Annotated in this window: 18 protein-coding genes; 8 read left to right on the top strand and 10 right to left on the bottom strand. The window is 44.7% G+C overall.

Annotation, left to right across the window (positions count from 1 at the left end; genetic code table 11):
- Positions 1–48: 48 nt before the first annotated feature.
- On the bottom strand, positions 49–495 hold the full coding sequence (locus R7O12_RS05140; protein ID WP_170889967.1) for an SRPBCC family protein: 447 nt from the start codon (positions 493–495) through the stop codon (positions 49–51).
- Between the two features lie 99 nt (positions 496–594).
- The gene (locus R7O12_RS05135; RefSeq protein WP_033906700.1) at positions 595–1,518 is read right to left on the bottom strand and encodes a DMT family transporter; all 924 of its coding nucleotides are present in this window, start codon (positions 1,516–1,518) and stop codon (positions 595–597) included.
- 128 nt (positions 1,519–1,646) lie between these two features.
- Here R7O12_RS05135 and R7O12_RS05130 point away from each other — a divergent pair, with 128 nt between their 5' ends.
- On the top strand, positions 1,647–2,540 hold the full coding sequence (locus R7O12_RS05130; protein ID WP_033906699.1) for a LysR substrate-binding domain-containing protein: 894 nt from the start codon (positions 1,647–1,649) through the stop codon (positions 2,538–2,540).
- Between the two features lie 73 nt (positions 2,541–2,613).
- Positions 2,614–3,672, top strand: coding sequence for a S1 family peptidase (locus tag R7O12_RS05125; protein ID WP_025768593.1), 1,059 nt, complete (start codon positions 2,614–2,616; stop codon positions 3,670–3,672).
- 16 nt (positions 3,673–3,688) lie between these two features.
- Here R7O12_RS05125 and fliJ read toward each other — a convergent pair whose 3' ends face one another.
- Genes fliJ through R7O12_RS05085 form a run of 8 tightly spaced genes read right to left on the bottom strand, consistent with a single transcriptional unit; the run spans position 3,689 to position 11,712 of the window.
- Positions 3,689–4,129, bottom strand: a complete 441-nt coding sequence (fliJ, locus tag R7O12_RS05120; RefSeq protein ID WP_017820533.1) for a flagellar export protein FliJ — start codon at positions 4,127–4,129, stop codon at positions 3,689–3,691.
- A 24-nt stretch (positions 4,130–4,153) separates the two neighbouring features.
- Positions 4,154–5,500, bottom strand: a complete 1,347-nt coding sequence (gene fliI, locus R7O12_RS05115) for a flagellar protein export ATPase FliI (RefSeq protein ID WP_005375057.1) — start codon at positions 5,498–5,500, stop codon at positions 4,154–4,156.
- Positions 5,493–6,248 carry a flagellar assembly protein FliH gene (fliH, locus tag R7O12_RS05110; RefSeq protein WP_005375050.1) on the bottom strand — a complete coding sequence of 252 codons (756 nt, stop codon included), beginning with the start codon at positions 6,246–6,248 and terminating at the stop codon, positions 5,493–5,495. Before fliH ends, fliI begins: the two co-directional genes overlap by 8 nt.
- A 4-nt stretch (positions 6,249–6,252) precedes the next feature.
- Positions 6,253–7,266, bottom strand: a complete 1,014-nt coding sequence (locus R7O12_RS05105; RefSeq protein ID WP_005375048.1) for a flagellar motor switch protein FliG — start codon at positions 7,264–7,266, stop codon at positions 6,253–6,255.
- On the bottom strand, positions 7,235–8,986 hold the full coding sequence (fliF, locus tag R7O12_RS05100; RefSeq protein WP_005384024.1) for a flagellar basal-body MS-ring/collar protein FliF: 1,752 nt from the start codon (positions 8,984–8,986) through the stop codon (positions 7,235–7,237). The genes R7O12_RS05105 and fliF overlap by 32 nt, the downstream gene beginning before the upstream one ends.
- Positions 8,987–8,989: 3 nt before the next feature.
- Positions 8,990–9,346, bottom strand: coding sequence for a flagellar hook-basal body complex protein FliE (gene fliE, locus R7O12_RS05095; protein WP_005375045.1), 357 nt, complete (start codon positions 9,344–9,346; stop codon positions 8,990–8,992).
- A gap of 15 nt (positions 9,347–9,361) precedes the next feature.
- Entirely contained in the window at positions 9,362–10,693 is a 1,332-nt protein-coding gene (locus R7O12_RS05090; protein WP_017820535.1) for a sigma-54 interaction domain-containing protein, read from the bottom strand.
- Positions 10,693–11,712, bottom strand: coding sequence for an OmpA family protein (locus R7O12_RS05085; RefSeq protein ID WP_169629140.1), 1,020 nt, complete (start codon positions 11,710–11,712; stop codon positions 10,693–10,695). The genes R7O12_RS05090 and R7O12_RS05085 overlap by 1 nt, the downstream gene beginning before the upstream one ends.
- A 379-nt stretch (positions 11,713–12,091) precedes the next feature.
- On the opposite strand from R7O12_RS05085, the gene R7O12_RS05080 reads away from it, so the two are divergent.
- The 6 genes from R7O12_RS05080 to flhB are packed head-to-tail and all read left to right on the top strand — an operon-like array spanning position 12,092 to position 16,237.
- On the top strand, positions 12,092–12,910 hold the full coding sequence (locus R7O12_RS05080) for a FliM/FliN family flagellar motor switch protein (protein ID WP_005375039.1): 819 nt from the start codon (positions 12,092–12,094) through the stop codon (positions 12,908–12,910).
- The gene (gene fliN / locus R7O12_RS05075; RefSeq protein WP_318125672.1) at positions 12,907–13,278 is read left to right on the top strand and encodes a flagellar motor switch protein FliN; all 372 of its coding nucleotides are present in this window, start codon (positions 12,907–12,909) and stop codon (positions 13,276–13,278) included. Before R7O12_RS05080 ends, fliN begins: the two co-directional genes overlap by 4 nt.
- An 18-nt stretch (positions 13,279–13,296) precedes the next feature.
- On the top strand, positions 13,297–14,055 hold the full coding sequence (fliP, locus tag R7O12_RS05070) for a flagellar type III secretion system pore protein FliP (RefSeq protein WP_005375037.1): 759 nt from the start codon (positions 13,297–13,299) through the stop codon (positions 14,053–14,055).
- 12 nt (positions 14,056–14,067) lie between these two features.
- Positions 14,068–14,337, top strand: coding sequence for a flagellar biosynthesis protein FliQ (gene fliQ, locus R7O12_RS05065; protein ID WP_005375036.1), 270 nt, complete (start codon positions 14,068–14,070; stop codon positions 14,335–14,337).
- On the top strand, positions 14,337–15,113 hold the full coding sequence (gene fliR / locus R7O12_RS05060; RefSeq protein WP_005375027.1) for a flagellar biosynthetic protein FliR: 777 nt from the start codon (positions 14,337–14,339) through the stop codon (positions 15,111–15,113). Before fliQ ends, fliR begins: the two co-directional genes overlap by 1 nt.
- Complete coding sequence (flhB, locus tag R7O12_RS05055; RefSeq protein ID WP_005375025.1) at positions 15,110–16,237, top strand: flagellar biosynthesis protein FlhB; 1,128 nt, start codon at positions 15,110–15,112, stop codon at positions 16,235–16,237. The genes fliR and flhB overlap by 4 nt, the downstream gene beginning before the upstream one ends.
- Positions 16,238–16,263: the final 26 nt, after the last annotated feature.

Raw genomic sequence — 16,263 nt, 5'->3', positions numbered from 1 at the left:
TTGTATACCTTCAGGCAACGCATCGTCAGCCCAAGATAAGCAAGAACCCTAAGCTTGCTCTTCACAAATGGCTTTTATCAAGGGTAAGGCTTTTTCCCATCCGTGATTAAACATGGAAACAAAGTCATTGTGAGTATGAATGGTAACATTGAGTAGTAAACGATCGTTGTTGGTATCGATCTGGTAGATCTCTCGCGATCCGATCCACCTAGATGCTAGGTCAGCATCGAGTTGTTGACGATTATCCGGATTAAAAATGGCAACATGATGAAATTCAAGTTTTTGAAGGGGTAGCACCGTATCTATGATCGCCCTTGTCCCGCCCATATCTGGATCAAAAAAAGTGATGCCACCTCCTTCTTCCCAAGCTCCTTCAAATTGAGACTGCGGTGAAAAGGCTTGCGCCCAACGTTTATACAACTCAACATCGGTTAGCACTTCCCACACTCGTTGCGGTGTCGCCGAAATTTCGACGTAATAATTTAGCGTAAGCATGATTTCTCTCCCTGAACCTTTCTTGACGCTAGCCCATACTCAGGAAAAATCAAACCACACGACCAATTTATCTACCTGCCCCCTTCATTTTCCGACAGACTAAGAAGTTCTCGCTTGTAAACCGCCACTGCGATGCGCCTTAAAGCGAACCCAACATGTGTTCAGTATGATTGCGAGCACTATTAAACTCATCCCAACAATTTGACTTTGACTCATTCGGTCTTCAAAAAACAGGCTCTGCCAAACCGCAGTGAACAATAAGTTAGTAAAAATGAGTGGTGCAAGTTGAGAGCCACTGCTTGCCAGTTTATATGCTTTGGAGCGAAAAACTTGGGTGTTAATGATCATCAGAGACATCATACCGATCCACAGCGTATTTGAAGAAATCTCAGGCGCCATAACACTCATATTAAGTAACACGTCGAAGTCGTTAAACAAAGTTAGCGGCAACAGAAATACGGCAGCAAAACCAAACGCCCAAAAGTTGATTTCTAGCGGCGACATATTTGTTTTACTCACTTTATATAACGTAAGCTGAGAACCAGAATTGAAGAGTCCACCAGCCAAGCCGAGCAATAAATCCGCTCGCCATGTGATCTCACTTCCACCGCCCGCCAACATAACCACACCAGTGAACGCCATTGCTAAAGCCGCCAATGTTGAAACACGAATGCGCCCCCTCATGAACAGCTTTTCAACCAAGGGAATAAATAATGGGCCAGTAGCAAACAAAACGACCCCCTCAACGAGCGTTAACGTTTGTAATGACGCGATAAAGCAAAGTTGTGACAAACCGATACAAAGAGCACGCAATAAAATAGGCTTTAGCGTGCCCGCTTTAGGAAAGGTAAGGTTTTTCACACGAAGTAAGATAAGCAAGATAAGCGCAGGCACCAAAAAACGTAAGAAGCTAAATAGTGTGACGGAAAGTTCGCCTGACAACTGCTTTGCTAACAGTCCAGTAACAGATAAGCTTAACGTAGACATCAACATGAAAAGGATAGATTTATTTACAGCATTCATTCAATACTCCTTAATATATGGAGCATTTTAAAAGACATCACTTATCGTAAATAGCGAGTAATATTAACCATTGATGTAAGAAAAACTTACAGTTTAACTTATCTATCACCAGCTACGGTTTTTAAATTATGCGGAAACTAGTCCCCTTAAAGTCCATCTACGCATTTGTTGCAGTAGCTGAGTCTGGCAGCATGACAGAAGCAGCACAGATATTAAGTGTGAGCCACTCAGCCGTAAGTCAGGCAATTAAATCGCTGGAGAGTCAAGTCAACAAGCCTCTATTTGATCGCATAGGCAGACAAGTTCAACTCAACGCGGACGGTAAAAAGTATTACAGGAAGGTGGCACCCGCTTTAGAGCAAATTGTCGATGCAACGGAAGCACTCATCCAAGATCAGAACTTGCAGCGTGTTACGCTCAATATGGTGAATTCATTGGCTCTTCACTGGTGGATTCCTCGAATGTCAGATTTACAAGGGTTTGCTCCTCAATTAGACGTTCGTTTATCAAACCTGTCTGGCAGATTCAATTTAGAACAAGAAGGTATCGACGCGGCCTTGGTGCATGGAAATCCCGAAGAATGGCAGGATTACTACTGCGAAAAGCTCAGTGAAGATGAACTGGTTTTGGTGTGCAGTCCTGAATTGATAGCGAAGACCAAGGACTCAAACATCACTCAACTCTTAAAGCAGTATCCCATCATTGAAGTTACTAACGAACGAAGAAAAAATGACTGGAACGTGTGGCTGGACGCGACGGGTATCCAGCGACCTAAAAATAAAAAACCAATCACTTTTAACATGTCGATACAAGCCGTCCAGGCCACAACTCGTCGTTTGGGGTTATTGGTCACTCATCGCTTGTTTGTGAAGGATGACATCAAATATGGTCAGCTAATCGAGCTGGGTGAACCCGTCATTAATCCTCATCAACAGCTTTACTTTGTATGCCCGCCACACAAGCTAAAGCTTGAATCGTTTCATCTGTTGCGATCTTGGCTACAACAATCATTCAACTATTAGAAACTTTTGTTAAGCACATTCACTGAAAAACTAGTATAAAGTTAGAAGAGCACTTTTCATCCAAGGATGGTTTATGAAGCAGTATCAAATATGGCTAAGCGCACTCTGTTTTGCAGTATCTTTGAGTACGACCGCTGAAGTAGAAAATGATAACCGCCTTTCAGAACAAGGGATCTCCACGGCAATTATTGGGGGTCAGCAGGCTACCCAAAACCAACTTCCTTTTTTTGCACGTCTTATTCTACATAAAACTGGCGCTAATCAGTTTGCCAATATTTGTGGGGGAACCATTGTAAACGACCGCTTCATTTTAACTGCGGCTCACTGCGTAGAACCAAGCGTTTTTACTGACGGCTGGACAATCAACGACCTACGAGTGTTAGTCAAAAACCCTACGATGAATGACGTGTTTGTTGAAGAATTCAAAGATGTTCGCTCTATCACGATTCATCCTGATTATGTGCCTAGCGATTTATGGATTAATGACATCGCTGTCCTTGAATTGACTAGACCTATCACCGATAACGTCCAATCCATCACTTTACCGCAAGACTTTGGAGACTACAGCAGCAAGTCAGTTTATCAGATATTCGGTTTAGGTCAGACCTCAACCAATGATGAAAGCCCCCCTAACTATTTACGCTGGGCAGAAGTAAAACCCCTTACCGACACCCAATGCGCTTCGTTGGTAACAGGGTTTAACGCTCAGGAAAGTTTATGTGCGAATGGATTTCCTGAACGAAGCTACACTGGTATCTGTCGTGGTGACTCAGGCGGTCCTCTCACCTATCAAGACAATAATGGCATGTATCAGCAAATTGGCATTGTGAGCTACGGTTCTTCAGTTTGCGAATCCGCTGCGATTCCAAGTGTGTTTACCGAGATTTTGAACTATGCAACATGGATTGAGACCCAAACCAGCTCAGGTGTAAAAACCAGTTATAACGCCCTCTTAGCAAGTTCGGAAGATTATCATAGCGAAGGGGACTCTGGCTTTGAGCCTGTCGATACCAACACATCTGGCTTTGGTAACAACGGCAGCAGTGGCGGCGGTGCTCTCGGATCAGGGTTGATCATGCTTGGAGGCTGGTTTGGTTGGCTAAGACACCGCAGAAATTATTCGCGCTCCTAGTAGCGTCAACAAGACATCATAATATCTTACGCTTAACGCGAGAGTTAATGATGTCTTCAATCATCTTTTGCTCTTTTTTCGCTTTTTCATAGTTCTGCTTAGTACGCCAACGATCAAGCACTTTTTCTAACCCTTGAACGCGTGCGTGCTTGTGTTCTAGCGTTTTCTGTACAGATGCACATTCCGCTTGCATAACGGCTTGCTCTTGCTCGTGGTGACGAAGCATTCTTTGTAGCATTTGGTCAACACGATTAAAGTTCATCAAAGCCGCGCTCGTCAGCGTCGGGCCGGTTCGGGTTGATTGTCCAGCGTGGCCTTTCAACGCCGACAACTGTTCCAATTGCATTGAAAGATGGGAGTGACGCTGACGCATGGCATCAAGTTGTTGACCCACACGGTCACGCTGTTTTTCTTCCATTTGCTGTAACTTGCCTACGGCTTTTAACTTGGATTTCATTTCAGCCTTGTCACTCCCATTTGATTAAGCACTTTGAAAAAGCTGCGCGAGCTCGGTCAAACTGGTTGGGTAATCTACAGACTCGTTGGCAGCTTGTTGTAGATATGCACGCAAATTTGGATACATAGCAACAGATTGATCTAACTCAGGATCTTGTCCTGGTTGATAACCCCCTAATGGCAGTAACTCTTTAACCTGAAGGTAGTTGGAGTACATTTGACGGAAGTTATTCGCAATCGTGCTGTGTGCGTCCTGCGTACAAGTATTCATACAACGGCTAATAGACGCGTTGATATCTATCGCGGGATAATGCCCTTGCTCAGCCAGTTGACGCGATAAAACGACATGCCCATCTAAGATGGCGCGCGCGGAATCCACGACAGGATCTTGTTGGTCGTCCCCTTCTGCCAATACGGTGTAAATTGCCGTTAAGCTACCATGTTGATTTTCACTGTTACCCGCTCGCTCTAAGAGTTGAGGTAACACGCTGAAGACTGAGGGCGGATAACCACGAGAAGCTGGAGGCTCACCGAGCGAAAGAGCGATTTCGCGCTGTGCCATGGCGTATCGGGTTAGAGAGTCCATCAGAAGTAGAACGTCTTTGCCTTGGTCTCGGAAATACTCTGAAACGCGATGACAAAGTAATGTCGCTCTTAACCTCATTAGCGGGGATTCATCAGCAGGAGCCGCGATAATGATCGCTTTCTTGCGCGCTTCTGGGGTTAAGTTTCTCTCGATGAACTCACGTACTTCTCTGCCTCGCTCACCGATAAGCCCGACCACAATTACATCGGCCTCCGTGTTTTTGGTGATCATCCCCATTAACACACTTTTACCGACGCCACTGCCAGCCATCAAACCAATACGTTGGCCTTTGCCTACCGTCAATAGTCCATTAATCGCTCGCACGCCTACGTTGAGTGGTGTATCAACTGGGCGTCGCTTCAGTGGGTTAATCGGTTTTGGTTCAAGTGAAACTCGATCTCCCCCCTTAAGCGGTGCCCCATCATCTAACGGCTCACCTAAACCATTCAGTACGCGTCCTAACCACTGAGAGCTTAGCTGCACGGTACTGTCACCATCAAGAGGGATGACTTTTGCACCTGCAAACAAACCGCCTAAACGGCGGATAGGCATGAGGTAAGCAATGGTGTGTTCAAAGCCCACAACTTGCGCTTCGATCATATCGCCTTCCGCGGTTTCTACGAGACAACGCTGCTCAAGCTTAAACCGACACCCTACGGCTTGTAACATTAAGCCGTTTACTTTTATCAATCGCCCTGTTACGCGAGCAACAGGGATTGAATCGAGCGAAGCCAAGGCTTCGCTCAAACGCTCACTTAATAGTTCATGGCTTAGGGTATTACTCATGCTCAGACTCTACCTGTGGAATACTGACTTCATCCAAAAGGTGTTGCTTTACATTGTCCATACAGGCTTCCAAGCGAGAGTCGCAGCTCGCATCCGCTTCTGCGTCATCAGTCACTAACTGACAGCCACCAATAGGAAGCTCCGTATTAGGGACCAGTTTCCAAGATTGCGGCAAATCAGCATTGATGTGAGTAATGCGCTCTAAATCTTGCGGATTTAAATGCACAGTTACTGTTTCCGCTTTACCAGGCATGGCAGACAATGTCTCGTCCACCAAAGCTAGGATCTGCTGAGGCATTAGAGTGAGCTCGGCACGAATCACTTGCTGAGCAACCTTTTGTACCAGTTCACAAATCATATGGCGTTGTTGCTGTTCTTTTTCATCTTGCCAACGAGAAAGGGCGTGAAAAAGTTCATTGACAGGCTTCGCCGCCTCCAAAAAGCCTTGCTTTCCAGACTGCTCACCGGAAACAAAGCCTTTTTGGAAACCTTCTTTTTGGCCTTCCAACAGACCTTGTTGCTTGCCCTGTTCGATACCTTGGCGTAAGCCTTCCTCATGTCCTTGTTGCAAACCTTGTTGAAAACCTTCTTCAAGTTGCTGTTGGATATCTATTTGAGGTTCTTGCCAGCCTTGGTTATCTAGCCCGAATTCGTCTTCGATAGTCTTAGGTTGCGCTAAAGGCGGAAAACGGTGTAAACGATACCCGCTCGGAGGCAATCGCATAGTACTTGATTTTGTCTCTAGCATGACCTTACTCCACCGTTGGCTCTTCATAGAGAAGCAGCTGAACTTCACCAGATTCATCCAACTCACGTACCATTTGCATGATGTCTTGACGTGCTTTTTGAACTCGACTTAACGCAACAGCGCCGCGTGCGTCCATGTCATCTTCTAGCGCTTTCACCATACGTTGCGGCATTGAACGCTTAATAGCTTGTTGTAAGGTAATATCGGAACCTTTTAGCGCAACAGCCCACAACTCTAGCGGGATTTGCTGCACCAACATGTCCATAGTTTCTTCGCGTTGTCGGCCAAGAACCATAAAGTCGAACATGTTTTCTTCAATTGCATTAACAACATCTTCATCATGCAACTTCAGCATTTCCATCAATGAACCACGGTCACCTTCAAAGCGGTTAATGATATCTGCTGCTTGCTTAACACCTGATAACGGCGTGCTTTGACTTGCGGATACTTTTTCGATGCAACGCTCAACGAGTTCATGCAAATCAACGGCAACTTGATGATCGATATCTTGCAATTGAGCAATACGGAACAATATTTCGTCATGGTAATCTTGTGGCAAGTGCTTCAATACCGCTGAAGAGCTGTCCGCTGGCAAATACGCTAGAAAAATTGCTTGCATTTGTGGGTGCTCATTCACAATGAAACGAGCGAGAGTTTCTGCTTCCACCCACTGTAAGCGCTGCATATTGTTGCGAATTTCATCGCCATATAAGGTATTTAATAACCCTTTTGCCAAATCGTTACCCAACGCTTTGCGCAATGTATTAGATAGGTATTCCTTAGAGGCTCCTCGAATACCGCTGTGCTCACGGAAATCTTCAAAGAAAGTTTGAATAACACCACGAGCAGAATCGCTCTTAATGCCATTTAACTTCGCCATTGCACGAGTCACACGCTGGGTTTCATCACGGCTAAAGTGTTGCAAAACCTTCGCTGCGGCATCCTCGCCCATGCCTAATAGCACGAGCGCGGTTTGTTCAACATAACTAAGCGTCTGCTTTGATAGAACTGTGTTCATTGATGTTTACCCATTGTTTCAGTATTTCGGCTACGCGCTCTGGCTCTTCATTAGCAATAAGCTGTAGGTGTTTCAATTGAATTTCTAATGGCGAACCTGCTGGTGGTAGCATGTCGCTGTTTACATCTAAACCTGAAGAGGCTGAGATGCCTTTTTCAGATAGGCGGCGATCAAGTACTTCTTCATGCTCGCGCTCTTCACGCGTTTGCAAGTTTTCGTAGTCAGGTTCTTCCTGAGGCTCAGCAAAATTTAGCTCAGGCACAGGTTTATCAACGCCAGTTAGGTGCATGATTAATGGACGCAGTACGAAGAAGATCATCGCCAAGCCTAACAAGCCACCAATAACGTAGCGTATTGGCTGCTGTACTGTAGGGTCTTGCCACCACGGCAGTGCAGGAGGAGCATCAATTTCAATTGGGGTGAAGTTGAAACTCATTAAACTTAAGCTGTCACCACGTGTGGCAGAGATACCAACAGCATCCATGATCATGTTTGAGATTTGCTCTTTATCGGCTTCACTCCACGCCACACCATCTGGCGAAGCTTTGGAGTTCAACAGAACCGATACACTAAGCTTTTCTATTTGGCCTTGTTGGTATTGAGTACGACGAACACTGCTCCCTACAGCATATTGACGATTCACTTCAGATCGCGCATTCGTGTTTTGGCTATCGTTCGTTTCCACTTCACCAGATCCTGTCACTGGCGGTTGGTTACTTAGAGAACCAGGAACACCCAACGCAATTTGATCAACCGAGTTGTTATGAATGGTGTGCTCATTACGCACAACCGGTGCGTTATCCAAAATTTCTTGTGTTTCTTCAACTTGGCTAAAGTCCAGATCGGCAGCGACTTGTACTCGGAAGTTACTCGGCCCCACAATCGGCGTAAGCATATCTGCTGCGCGTTGGATGATCTGTTTTTCAACACTCTTCTGGTATTCAAGATATTTCGCATTTACTTTACCAGCTTCCGCAGAAGCGACATCCGCACTAAGAAGACGGCCATACTGGTCAATGACAGAAACAAATTCTGGCTTCATTGCCGTGACACTGCCGACCACTAGGTTAATGATCGCTTCAACTTGTTCAGGCTTTAAGTCTTCACCAGGTTTGAGCTCAAGCATGACAGATGCTGAAGGATTCTCACTGTTTTGGCGGACGAATAGAGTTTGACGAGGTATTGCTAAATGAACACGCGCGTTCGCTACTGAGTTCAAAGACATGATAGTACGTACTAACTCACCTTCTAAACCATGACGATAACGCGCCGTTTCCATAAATTGGCTCGTACCAAGAGAGCTATCTTCCTTGAGCGAATCCAAACCTGTCGGCAGCTTAGCTTTAACACCTTTTGATGCAAGCAACATGCGTACCTTCGCAACCTCACCTTCTGGTACAAGAACTTGTCCATTTTGCTCTTGCATGCGGTAGCTTACGCCTTCGCTTTCTAATACCGACACAATTTCGCCGATATCAAAACGCTCTTGCTGGCTATATAGCGGACGAAAGCTCTGCGAGGAACTCCATAGTGCAACCACAATAATCGCTGCAACAATCGCAGCTAACACCGCAGATAGCACTAAGTTTCTCTGACTGCTAGACCAGATTTGCTTCAGCTTCGTTGTCACATCGTCCATGCCGTTGGCAGTAGAAAATGTCTGTGCTGTGCCGGTAGCCATAGCTGTGTTTCCGGCGACTTGGGGGGTTAGTTCTGACATGAATTACACCGGCATCTTCATAATATCTTCAAATGAGGTCACGACTTTGTTGCGCACTTGCATCAAAGCATTAAAGGACAAGCTGGCTTTTTGGCTCGCGACCATTGCACCAACTAGGTCATCACTTTTTCCTGTTTCTACGGCCGTCATTTTTTGACTAGCCACTGATTGATGTTGATTCACTGTATCCAACACATTTGTCATCGCTTGTGAGAACGATAAAGGTGCGTTTAGTGATTGTTGATCTAAAGGATTTGCACTCACGATAAACTCTGGCGGCTGCACTTGTGCCTGCATCGCCTGCATTTTTGACAACATAAGTTGCTCTGCCGAGACCGCATGAGTAGGTTGACTTGCCATCTATTTTTTCTCCTATTAGGCAGCCGAGCCTAGTGCCGACTGTAAATCAATACCATGTTCTCGCATTGCTGCGAGCTTGTAGCGTAGCGCTCGAGTAGAGACTCCAAGCGCGTTTGCGGTTTTCGTTCGGTTTCCACCAAACTGACGTAACTTTTCCAAAATAAACTGATATTCAGCTTGCTTCTTCGCTTCTACATGACCAAAACTTGCAGTTGGCTCTGCTGTAGGAACTGACGCGACAAGCTCAATAGGCAGCATCAGGTCATGGGCTGTAATGTAATCACCATGACGCATGACCAAAGCGCGTTGAATGACATTTTCCAACTCACGAATATTGCCCGGCCAGTGATACTGACTCAGCGCACTAATCGCATCTTGGGATAGGTGACAGCGGCTGCTATCTTGATACTTTTCAATAAAGAATTGGCTAATCGGTAGAATGTCCTCTTTTCTTTCACGCAAAGGCGGCCAGTGCAGAGGCAGCACATCTAATCGATAATAAAGATCTTCACGGAACGTGCCTTTTTGAACTTCCTCACGTAAGTCTTTGTTGGTTGCCGCAATAACACGAATATCGAGCTGAACGGCTTTATGGCTACCAACACGTTCTACTTCACGCTCTTGAAGGACGCGTAACAATTTCGCTTGAACCGCAGGTGACATTTCACCAATCTCGTCAAGCAGAATCGTCCCGCCATTTGCTTCTTCAAACTTACCGCTTTGAGAATTTGTCGCTCCGGTGAACGCGCCTTTTACATGACCGAATAGCACAGCCTCTAACATTGACTCTGGAATGGCGGCACAGTTAACCGCCACAAATGGACCATTGATACGCGGAGAGTGCTCATGCACATATCGCGCCAGCACTTCTTTACCCGTTCCCGATTCACCTGTAATAAGCACACTCGCGTTAGTACATGCTGCACGATGCGCTAATTGCAGAACTTGTTTGCTTCTCCAAGACTCCGCAACAATGTTGGCCATTGGCTTACCTAACGCTTCAACACGTTTAAGCAGATTAACCAACTGATTAGATTCAAATGGGCGTAATAGATAATCAGTAGCGCCCGCTTTCATCGTCTCAGCAGCCAAGATGCCTTGTTCTTGGTCGACAATCGCAATAACAACACCCGAATTTCGCTGCTTTTGGTGACACGCGACAAACTCACGAACACACATATCCGGCAGCGTAGAGCTCACTAAAGTGATTTCTGCTCGCTCTTCAAGCAAAGCGCCTCGACCAGTACGAGTGTGTTTCGCGGTGTAACCTGCATTTTGCAACACATCCAATACTGGTTGAGCAAGAGCTTCATTTGGCTCAACCAACAAAATTTTCGTTTTCGTCATCATTGAACCTTAACTTTCGTTTGTTGATTTTGTGATTGTAGATCTGGGTGGTGCTTCGTAGCCGTATACTCGTTGTCCCTCACTAAACGCAGGGTGACACGTCGGTTTTTTGCTTGGCCATTAACCGAGTTATTGCTGGCAATTGGGTAACGCGAACCATGAGCTCGTGTTTCGATCATCGACTCGTCGACCCCAAGCTCAATCAAAGCATTGGTGACTTGCTCTGCTCGAGTACGTGACACAGAAAGGTTCGTTAAACTTGAACCAACGTTATCGGTGTGACCGTCGATGAGGATTTTGGTCACTCGATCATCCACAGATACATAGCTATACAGCGCTTCTAGTGTTGCTTTCTGTCCACGACTTAACGTCTTCTGACCAAACTCAAATGAGAGCGCCATATCCCTTGCCTCTGAAAAAGACAATTTAGGCAATCGCGCGCGACACGCATTAAATGATTTCAATGCGTTTTGAATTTGAAGAGTAGGAATCACAATCTCTGAAACAGAGGAAGCATTACTTCCTTTAAGTGACAGCGTCACCCAGCTACCCAAAGCAATTGAATCCATGAATTCTTCAGCGCCTTTATTAAAGATGAAACGCTGAGACGGCTTAGTAAATTCAAGGGAACCAAATTCTTTTCTATAAAGCTCATCACCCCAAGGAGCATTTTGAGTTGTTAAAGCAATCGTTTTCCATTTATTGTTTTCATATTCTATATCGGAAATAAAATAGAATTTATTATTAGGTTCCGCTAGGAAATAAAACTTCCCATAGTCTTTATTTGATTGCAACAAGTTGCATTTGAATTTATTTCCCTCATATGTCCATTTAGAGAGGTCCATAGGGATTGTTAAGACTTCTTCTGAATATGACACTTTTGAAAAAATAAAACTGATAACAATAATTGTGTTACAAATTATCAAACGGACATGATTCATGTATATCTTACATTCCCATGACTTAAACCGTTTAATTAAATATGCCACCAAGCCGAGAGAACTGGCATAGCTAATCATTTTAATTACCTATTCTGAATATTAAAATTGGTTACAAAACGCTCAAGAGAGCACGCTTAGCCTCCAACGGAAGCTTTAAGCATAAAAAACAGTATCTTATAATTTATTTATTTGAAGTTGTTGTTACGCCATAAAGGCAATTTAAAAAATCTATAACAACTAAAACGCTCAACATTGTTATTTTATTTATTAAGCGATTTATAAAGAAAACTAACTCTTTTTAAATTTCATTAAAAGATTATGACTATATGAACAAAGCAACATGTGAACTAAAGTCACAATCTTAGAGTTTGGAGCTAAAAGATCATTAAAATTTCTGTGTAGACTACACGCCATTAAGTTAAAACACTTTCGATTGTTAACGCACGGTAAAATATAAATGGAAAATAGAGTTAGCGAGCCTATTTCTGATAGTCAACTACTTGATGTAGAATTATTAGGCAAACCTATTCATATCATTCGTGAGAAGCTCGATAATTTAATTTCAGAATCTTGCTCAAACCTTACGACTGAATTACAAAATTGGCTCAGCACAGGAAAAGTGGAAGCTAGCTTAACCTCAGTAGACTTGCACCGCTTTACATCGGTTGAGATGGACAAAGAGCAAACGTCGACCTATCAACATCAGGAAGGCGGCATGGTATTCATCCATGGTAACCCTCACACGCTCATAAAGTTGGCTGATAGATTTTATGGTGCAAGTGCAGAGCGCTCAGCCGCTACTCTGACGGCCAGTGACTTACGTTTACAAGAGCGCATCAGTCGAATCATCATCGGTTGGCTTGCTCCTGGTGAAATGTGGGACACGGGTGAGTATGAGACCCCTAGAGGTATTGGCATTAACGTTCAATTAAACATTGCGTTTGACGATCATCAAGGCTCAATTCATCTCAAGCTAGATGGTCATCTTATTCAAACGCTAATCGAGCAGCTTGAACTGCAGCCTGATACCGATTTGTTTCAACCTTTCTGTCGTTCTTTAGAGACGACCCCCGTTCGACTGAACGTTGTTCTAAGTAAAAAGAAGATGCCTTTAAGTGATGTGGTTGGCTTACAACCCAACGATATTTTACCTATTGAGCTTCTTAACACGGTTCCAGTAAGCATTGGCAACCAATCTCTATTTACAGGTCGTATTGCCGAGCAAGACGGCCAACTTGTTTTGATCTTTAACCCTGATAAGGAACCGCAGCGATGAGCGAAGCGCTAGAAATTAATGCATTCGACGCAGAAGAACTGAACTTTGATGATTTTCAATTAGAAGACTTTGAAGCCGAAGATACGCTCCAACAAGAACCAGCCACTGCGGAACGTGACCTTAGCTTTTTCAAAAGCATTCCTGTCACAGTCACGCTGGAAGTTGCGAGTAAGGAGATCCCACTTGGGGACTTAATGAAAGCGGGTGAAGGCACGGTTATCGAGTTGGAAAAGCTCAATGGCGAGCCTTTAGACGTGAAAGTAAACGGTTCTCTTATGGGCCACGCTGAAGTTGTCGTTGTCAATGATAAGTATGGACTTCGTCTGATCGATGTACATGACTCTGCATTGAGTGGCGTTGGTCAATAATCTTAGGTAGGCATCACAATGAAAAATCTGAGCGCTTGGCACCGTTGGTTACCTCTTTTGGTATTGGTGTCACTTTTGTTTGCTTTCCCAACAATGGCGGCTGACAACGGCTTAACTATCTTGTCCGTTTCTGATGGCGACACACAACAAGAATACAGCGTTAAACTGCAAATTCTGTTGTTGATGACGGCGCTCAGTTTTCTTCCAGCATTTATTTTGATGGCGACGAGCTTTACTCGAATTGTCGTTGTCCTTGCGATTTTGCGCCAAGCTCTTGGTCTTCAACAAAGCCCACCTAACAGAGTGTTGGTCGGGATCGCTCTCGCATTGACGTTACTGATTATGCGCCCTGTCTGGAGCGATATTTATGAAAATGCGTTTCAGCCATACGACAACGGCGAAATCACGCTAATACAGGCTTTTTCTGTTGCAGAGAAACCAGTGAGAGAGTTCATGCTGGCACAGACGCACCAAAGCTCTCTTGAACAAATGTTACGTATTGCCAATGAGCCTCTCGACCAAAACGTTGAGGATATTTCATTTGCCGTTGTCTTGCCTGCATTTGTCATTAGTGAACTAAAAACCGCCTTCCAAATTGGTTTTATGCTTTTCATCCCGTTTTTGGTCATCGACTTGGTTGTCGCCAGTGTCCTGATGGCAATGGGTATGATGATGCTATCACCTTTAATTGTCTCACTTCCCTTTAAGTTGGTGGTATTTGTACTCGTGGATGGTTGGGCAATGACAGTTGGCACCTTATCTGCCAGCTTCGGTTAACTAGGAGCAGTTATGACCCCAGAACTAACCGTAACGTTATTTTCCGATGCAGTATGGCTGATCATTTTGATGGTTGCCGTATTGGTTGTTCCAGGCTTAATTGTCGGTTTGTGTATCGCCGTATTTCAGGCTGCCACACAAATCAACGAGCAAACACTCAGCTTTTTGCCACGTTTGCTCGTTACCTTATTAATGGTGATTTTTGCAGGTCACTGGATGCTACGTAAGATCATGGAACTGTTTGATTTCTTGTTCCACAACATACCAGGGATGATTGGCTAATGGCCATCACATTTGCAGAGCTCTCGGCGATACTCGGTCAACTCTGGTGGCCGTTTTTTCGTGTGGGAGCCGTATTTATTTCAATGCCTTTCTTTGGTGATGCAATTATTCCTGTTTGGGTTCGTACTTTACTGGCCCTCTCGATCGTTGTCATTACTGGACCGTTAATGCCACCCATGCCACAAGTCGAGTTATTCTCTATGACTTCCCTGTTCCTTGCTTTTGAGCAAGCTATTTGGGGAGTAATGTTTGGGTTAATTTTGCACATGCTCTTTAACGTTTTCACCATGCTTGGCCAGGTGATTTCTCTGCAAATGGGCTTAGGTATGGCGATGATGAATGATCCTATTAACGGGCTTTCTGTCGCCATTTTGGGACGCATATTTCTGATTTTCTCAACCTTGTTGTTCCTCGCGCTAGAAGGACACTTACTCGTCATAGATATCGTGATTCAAAGCTTTGTTGTTTGGCCGGTCGGATCTGGTATCACATCGCTTTCTCTGCAAGGTGTTGTCAATATTTTCGGTTGGATGTTTGCCTCTTCACTCGCTTTGGCTTTGCCCGCTATTGTTTCCATGCTTCTAGCCAACATCAGTTTTGGTGTAATGAACCGAGCCGCACCATCACTTAATGTCTATGCGTTAGGTTTTCCTATGACGATGCTGCTGGGTCTATTCAGCGTATTAATCTCAGTTTCTGGTGTTCCTGGTCGCTACACGGCGCTCGTTCACGACACCATTAGACACTTGAGTAACTTTATGTTGGGGGGAGCATGAGCGATCAATCTTCTCAAGACAAAACTGAAAAAGCCTCACCGCAGAAGGTAAAGAAAGCCCGCCAGGAAGGACAAATTCCTCGCGCGAAAGAGTTTACTACTGCGGTAATATTTCTAGCGGTGGCGCTCTACTTTTACTCTCAGCTTAATAGTATTTGGGAAAGCATGTCGGGGATCTTTCGCTACAACATGATGCTGACGCGAGCCGACCTAGAAAATCCTAAACAACTTGTCGAGCAATTGGGACAAAGTTTAGCGGTCATCATCGACATGCTATTACCATTGTTTACCGTCATTATTATCGTGACCTGTGGTAGTAGCCTTGTGCTAGGCGGCTGGATGTTCCGTCCCGCGAACGTGATGCCAAAGCTCAGCAAAATTAATCCTTTGAGCGGGATAAAGCGCATTTTTTCGACCCGCTCAGTGGTTGAGCTCTTAAAGTCAACGTTCAAAGTAGCCGTGATATTCGGCATCTTATATGGCTATTTAGACAACCACTTACAGCCATTACTTGGCATGCAAAATCTCCCGCTCAGCCAAGGTTTTTCTCTAGTAATGTCAATTCTGTTTGAAGGCTTACTCTTAATGGGCTTCGCCTTGTTGTTATTTGGGGTTATCGACATTCCTTATCAGCGTTGGGAACACCTAAAAGAACTCCGCATGACGAAACAAGAATTGAAAGAGGAATTTAAAAATAATGAAGGTCGTCCGGAAGTAAAGCAACGTATTCGTCAAATACAGCAACAGTTTGCGCGCCGTAAGATCGATAAAATGGTGCCGACGGCTGACGTGATCATCACAAACCCAACGCACTACGCAGTCGCACTGAAATACGAGCCTTCGCTTTCTGACGCGCCCTTTGTCGTCGCAAAAGGCGTAGACGAAACTGCTATGCACATTCAACGTATCGCCCGAGAAAACAAAGTGGAAATCATTAACTCCCCGCCACTTACCCGTTCGATTTATCACACGACGGCGATTGAACAAGCAATCCCAAGCCAACTGTACATCGCAGTGGCACATATTCTTACTTACGTTTTGCAATTGAAAGCCTTTCGTAAAGGTGAGGGAAAAGAGCCAATTCCTTTACCTCATTTTTCGATTCCAAAACATTTGCAGCACTGATTAACCCGCGTTTATCCAAGGACACG

Source organism: Vibrio sp. Vb1574 (assembly GCF_033338675.1).
Note: the sequence above shows the minus strand (reverse complement) of the source record. Positions and strands in the feature narration are given on the sequence as shown.

Bases quoted from the DNA above. Each gene is read 5' to 3' on its own strand.
- R7O12_RS05140 (WP_170889967.1), bottom strand. From the start codon at position 495: ATGCTTACGCTAAATTATTACGTCGAAATTTCGGCGACACCGCAACGA.
- R7O12_RS05135 (WP_033906700.1), bottom strand. From the start codon at position 1,518: ATGAATGCTGTAAATAAATCTATCCTTTTCATGTTGATGTCTACGTTA.
- R7O12_RS05130 (WP_033906699.1), top strand. From the start codon at position 1,647: ATGCGGAAACTAGTCCCCTTAAAGTCCATCTACGCATTTGTTGCAGTA.
- R7O12_RS05125 (WP_025768593.1), top strand. From the start codon at position 2,614: ATGAAGCAGTATCAAATATGGCTAAGCGCACTCTGTTTTGCAGTATCT.
- fliJ (WP_017820533.1), bottom strand. From the start codon at position 4,129: ATGAAATCCAAGTTAAAAGCCGTAGGCAAGTTACAGCAAATGGAAGAA.
- fliI (WP_005375057.1), bottom strand. From the start codon at position 5,500: ATGAGTAATACCCTAAGCCATGAACTATTAAGTGAGCGTTTGAGCGAA.
- fliH (WP_005375050.1), bottom strand. From the start codon at position 6,248: ATGCTAGAGACAAAATCAAGTACTATGCGATTGCCTCCGAGCGGGTAT.
- R7O12_RS05105 (WP_005375048.1), bottom strand. From the start codon at position 7,266: ATGAACACAGTTCTATCAAAGCAGACGCTTAGTTATGTTGAACAAACC.
- fliF (WP_005384024.1), bottom strand. From the start codon at position 8,986: ATGTCAGAACTAACCCCCCAAGTCGCCGGAAACACAGCTATGGCTACC.
- fliE (WP_005375045.1), bottom strand. From the start codon at position 9,346: ATGGCAAGTCAACCTACTCATGCGGTCTCGGCAGAGCAACTTATGTTG.
- R7O12_RS05090 (WP_017820535.1), bottom strand. From the start codon at position 10,693: ATGACGAAAACGAAAATTTTGTTGGTTGAGCCAAATGAAGCTCTTGCT.
- R7O12_RS05085 (WP_169629140.1), bottom strand. From the start codon at position 11,712: ATGATTAGCTATGCCAGTTCTCTCGGCTTGGTGGCATATTTAATTAAA.
- R7O12_RS05080 (WP_005375039.1), top strand. From the start codon at position 12,092: ATGGAAAATAGAGTTAGCGAGCCTATTTCTGATAGTCAACTACTTGAT.
- fliN (WP_318125672.1), top strand. From the start codon at position 12,907: ATGAGCGAAGCGCTAGAAATTAATGCATTCGACGCAGAAGAACTGAAC.
- fliP (WP_005375037.1), top strand. From the start codon at position 13,297: ATGAAAAATCTGAGCGCTTGGCACCGTTGGTTACCTCTTTTGGTATTG.
- fliQ (WP_005375036.1), top strand. From the start codon at position 14,068: ATGACCCCAGAACTAACCGTAACGTTATTTTCCGATGCAGTATGGCTG.
- fliR (WP_005375027.1), top strand. From the start codon at position 14,337: ATGGCCATCACATTTGCAGAGCTCTCGGCGATACTCGGTCAACTCTGG.
- flhB (WP_005375025.1), top strand. From the start codon at position 15,110: ATGAGCGATCAATCTTCTCAAGACAAAACTGAAAAAGCCTCACCGCAG.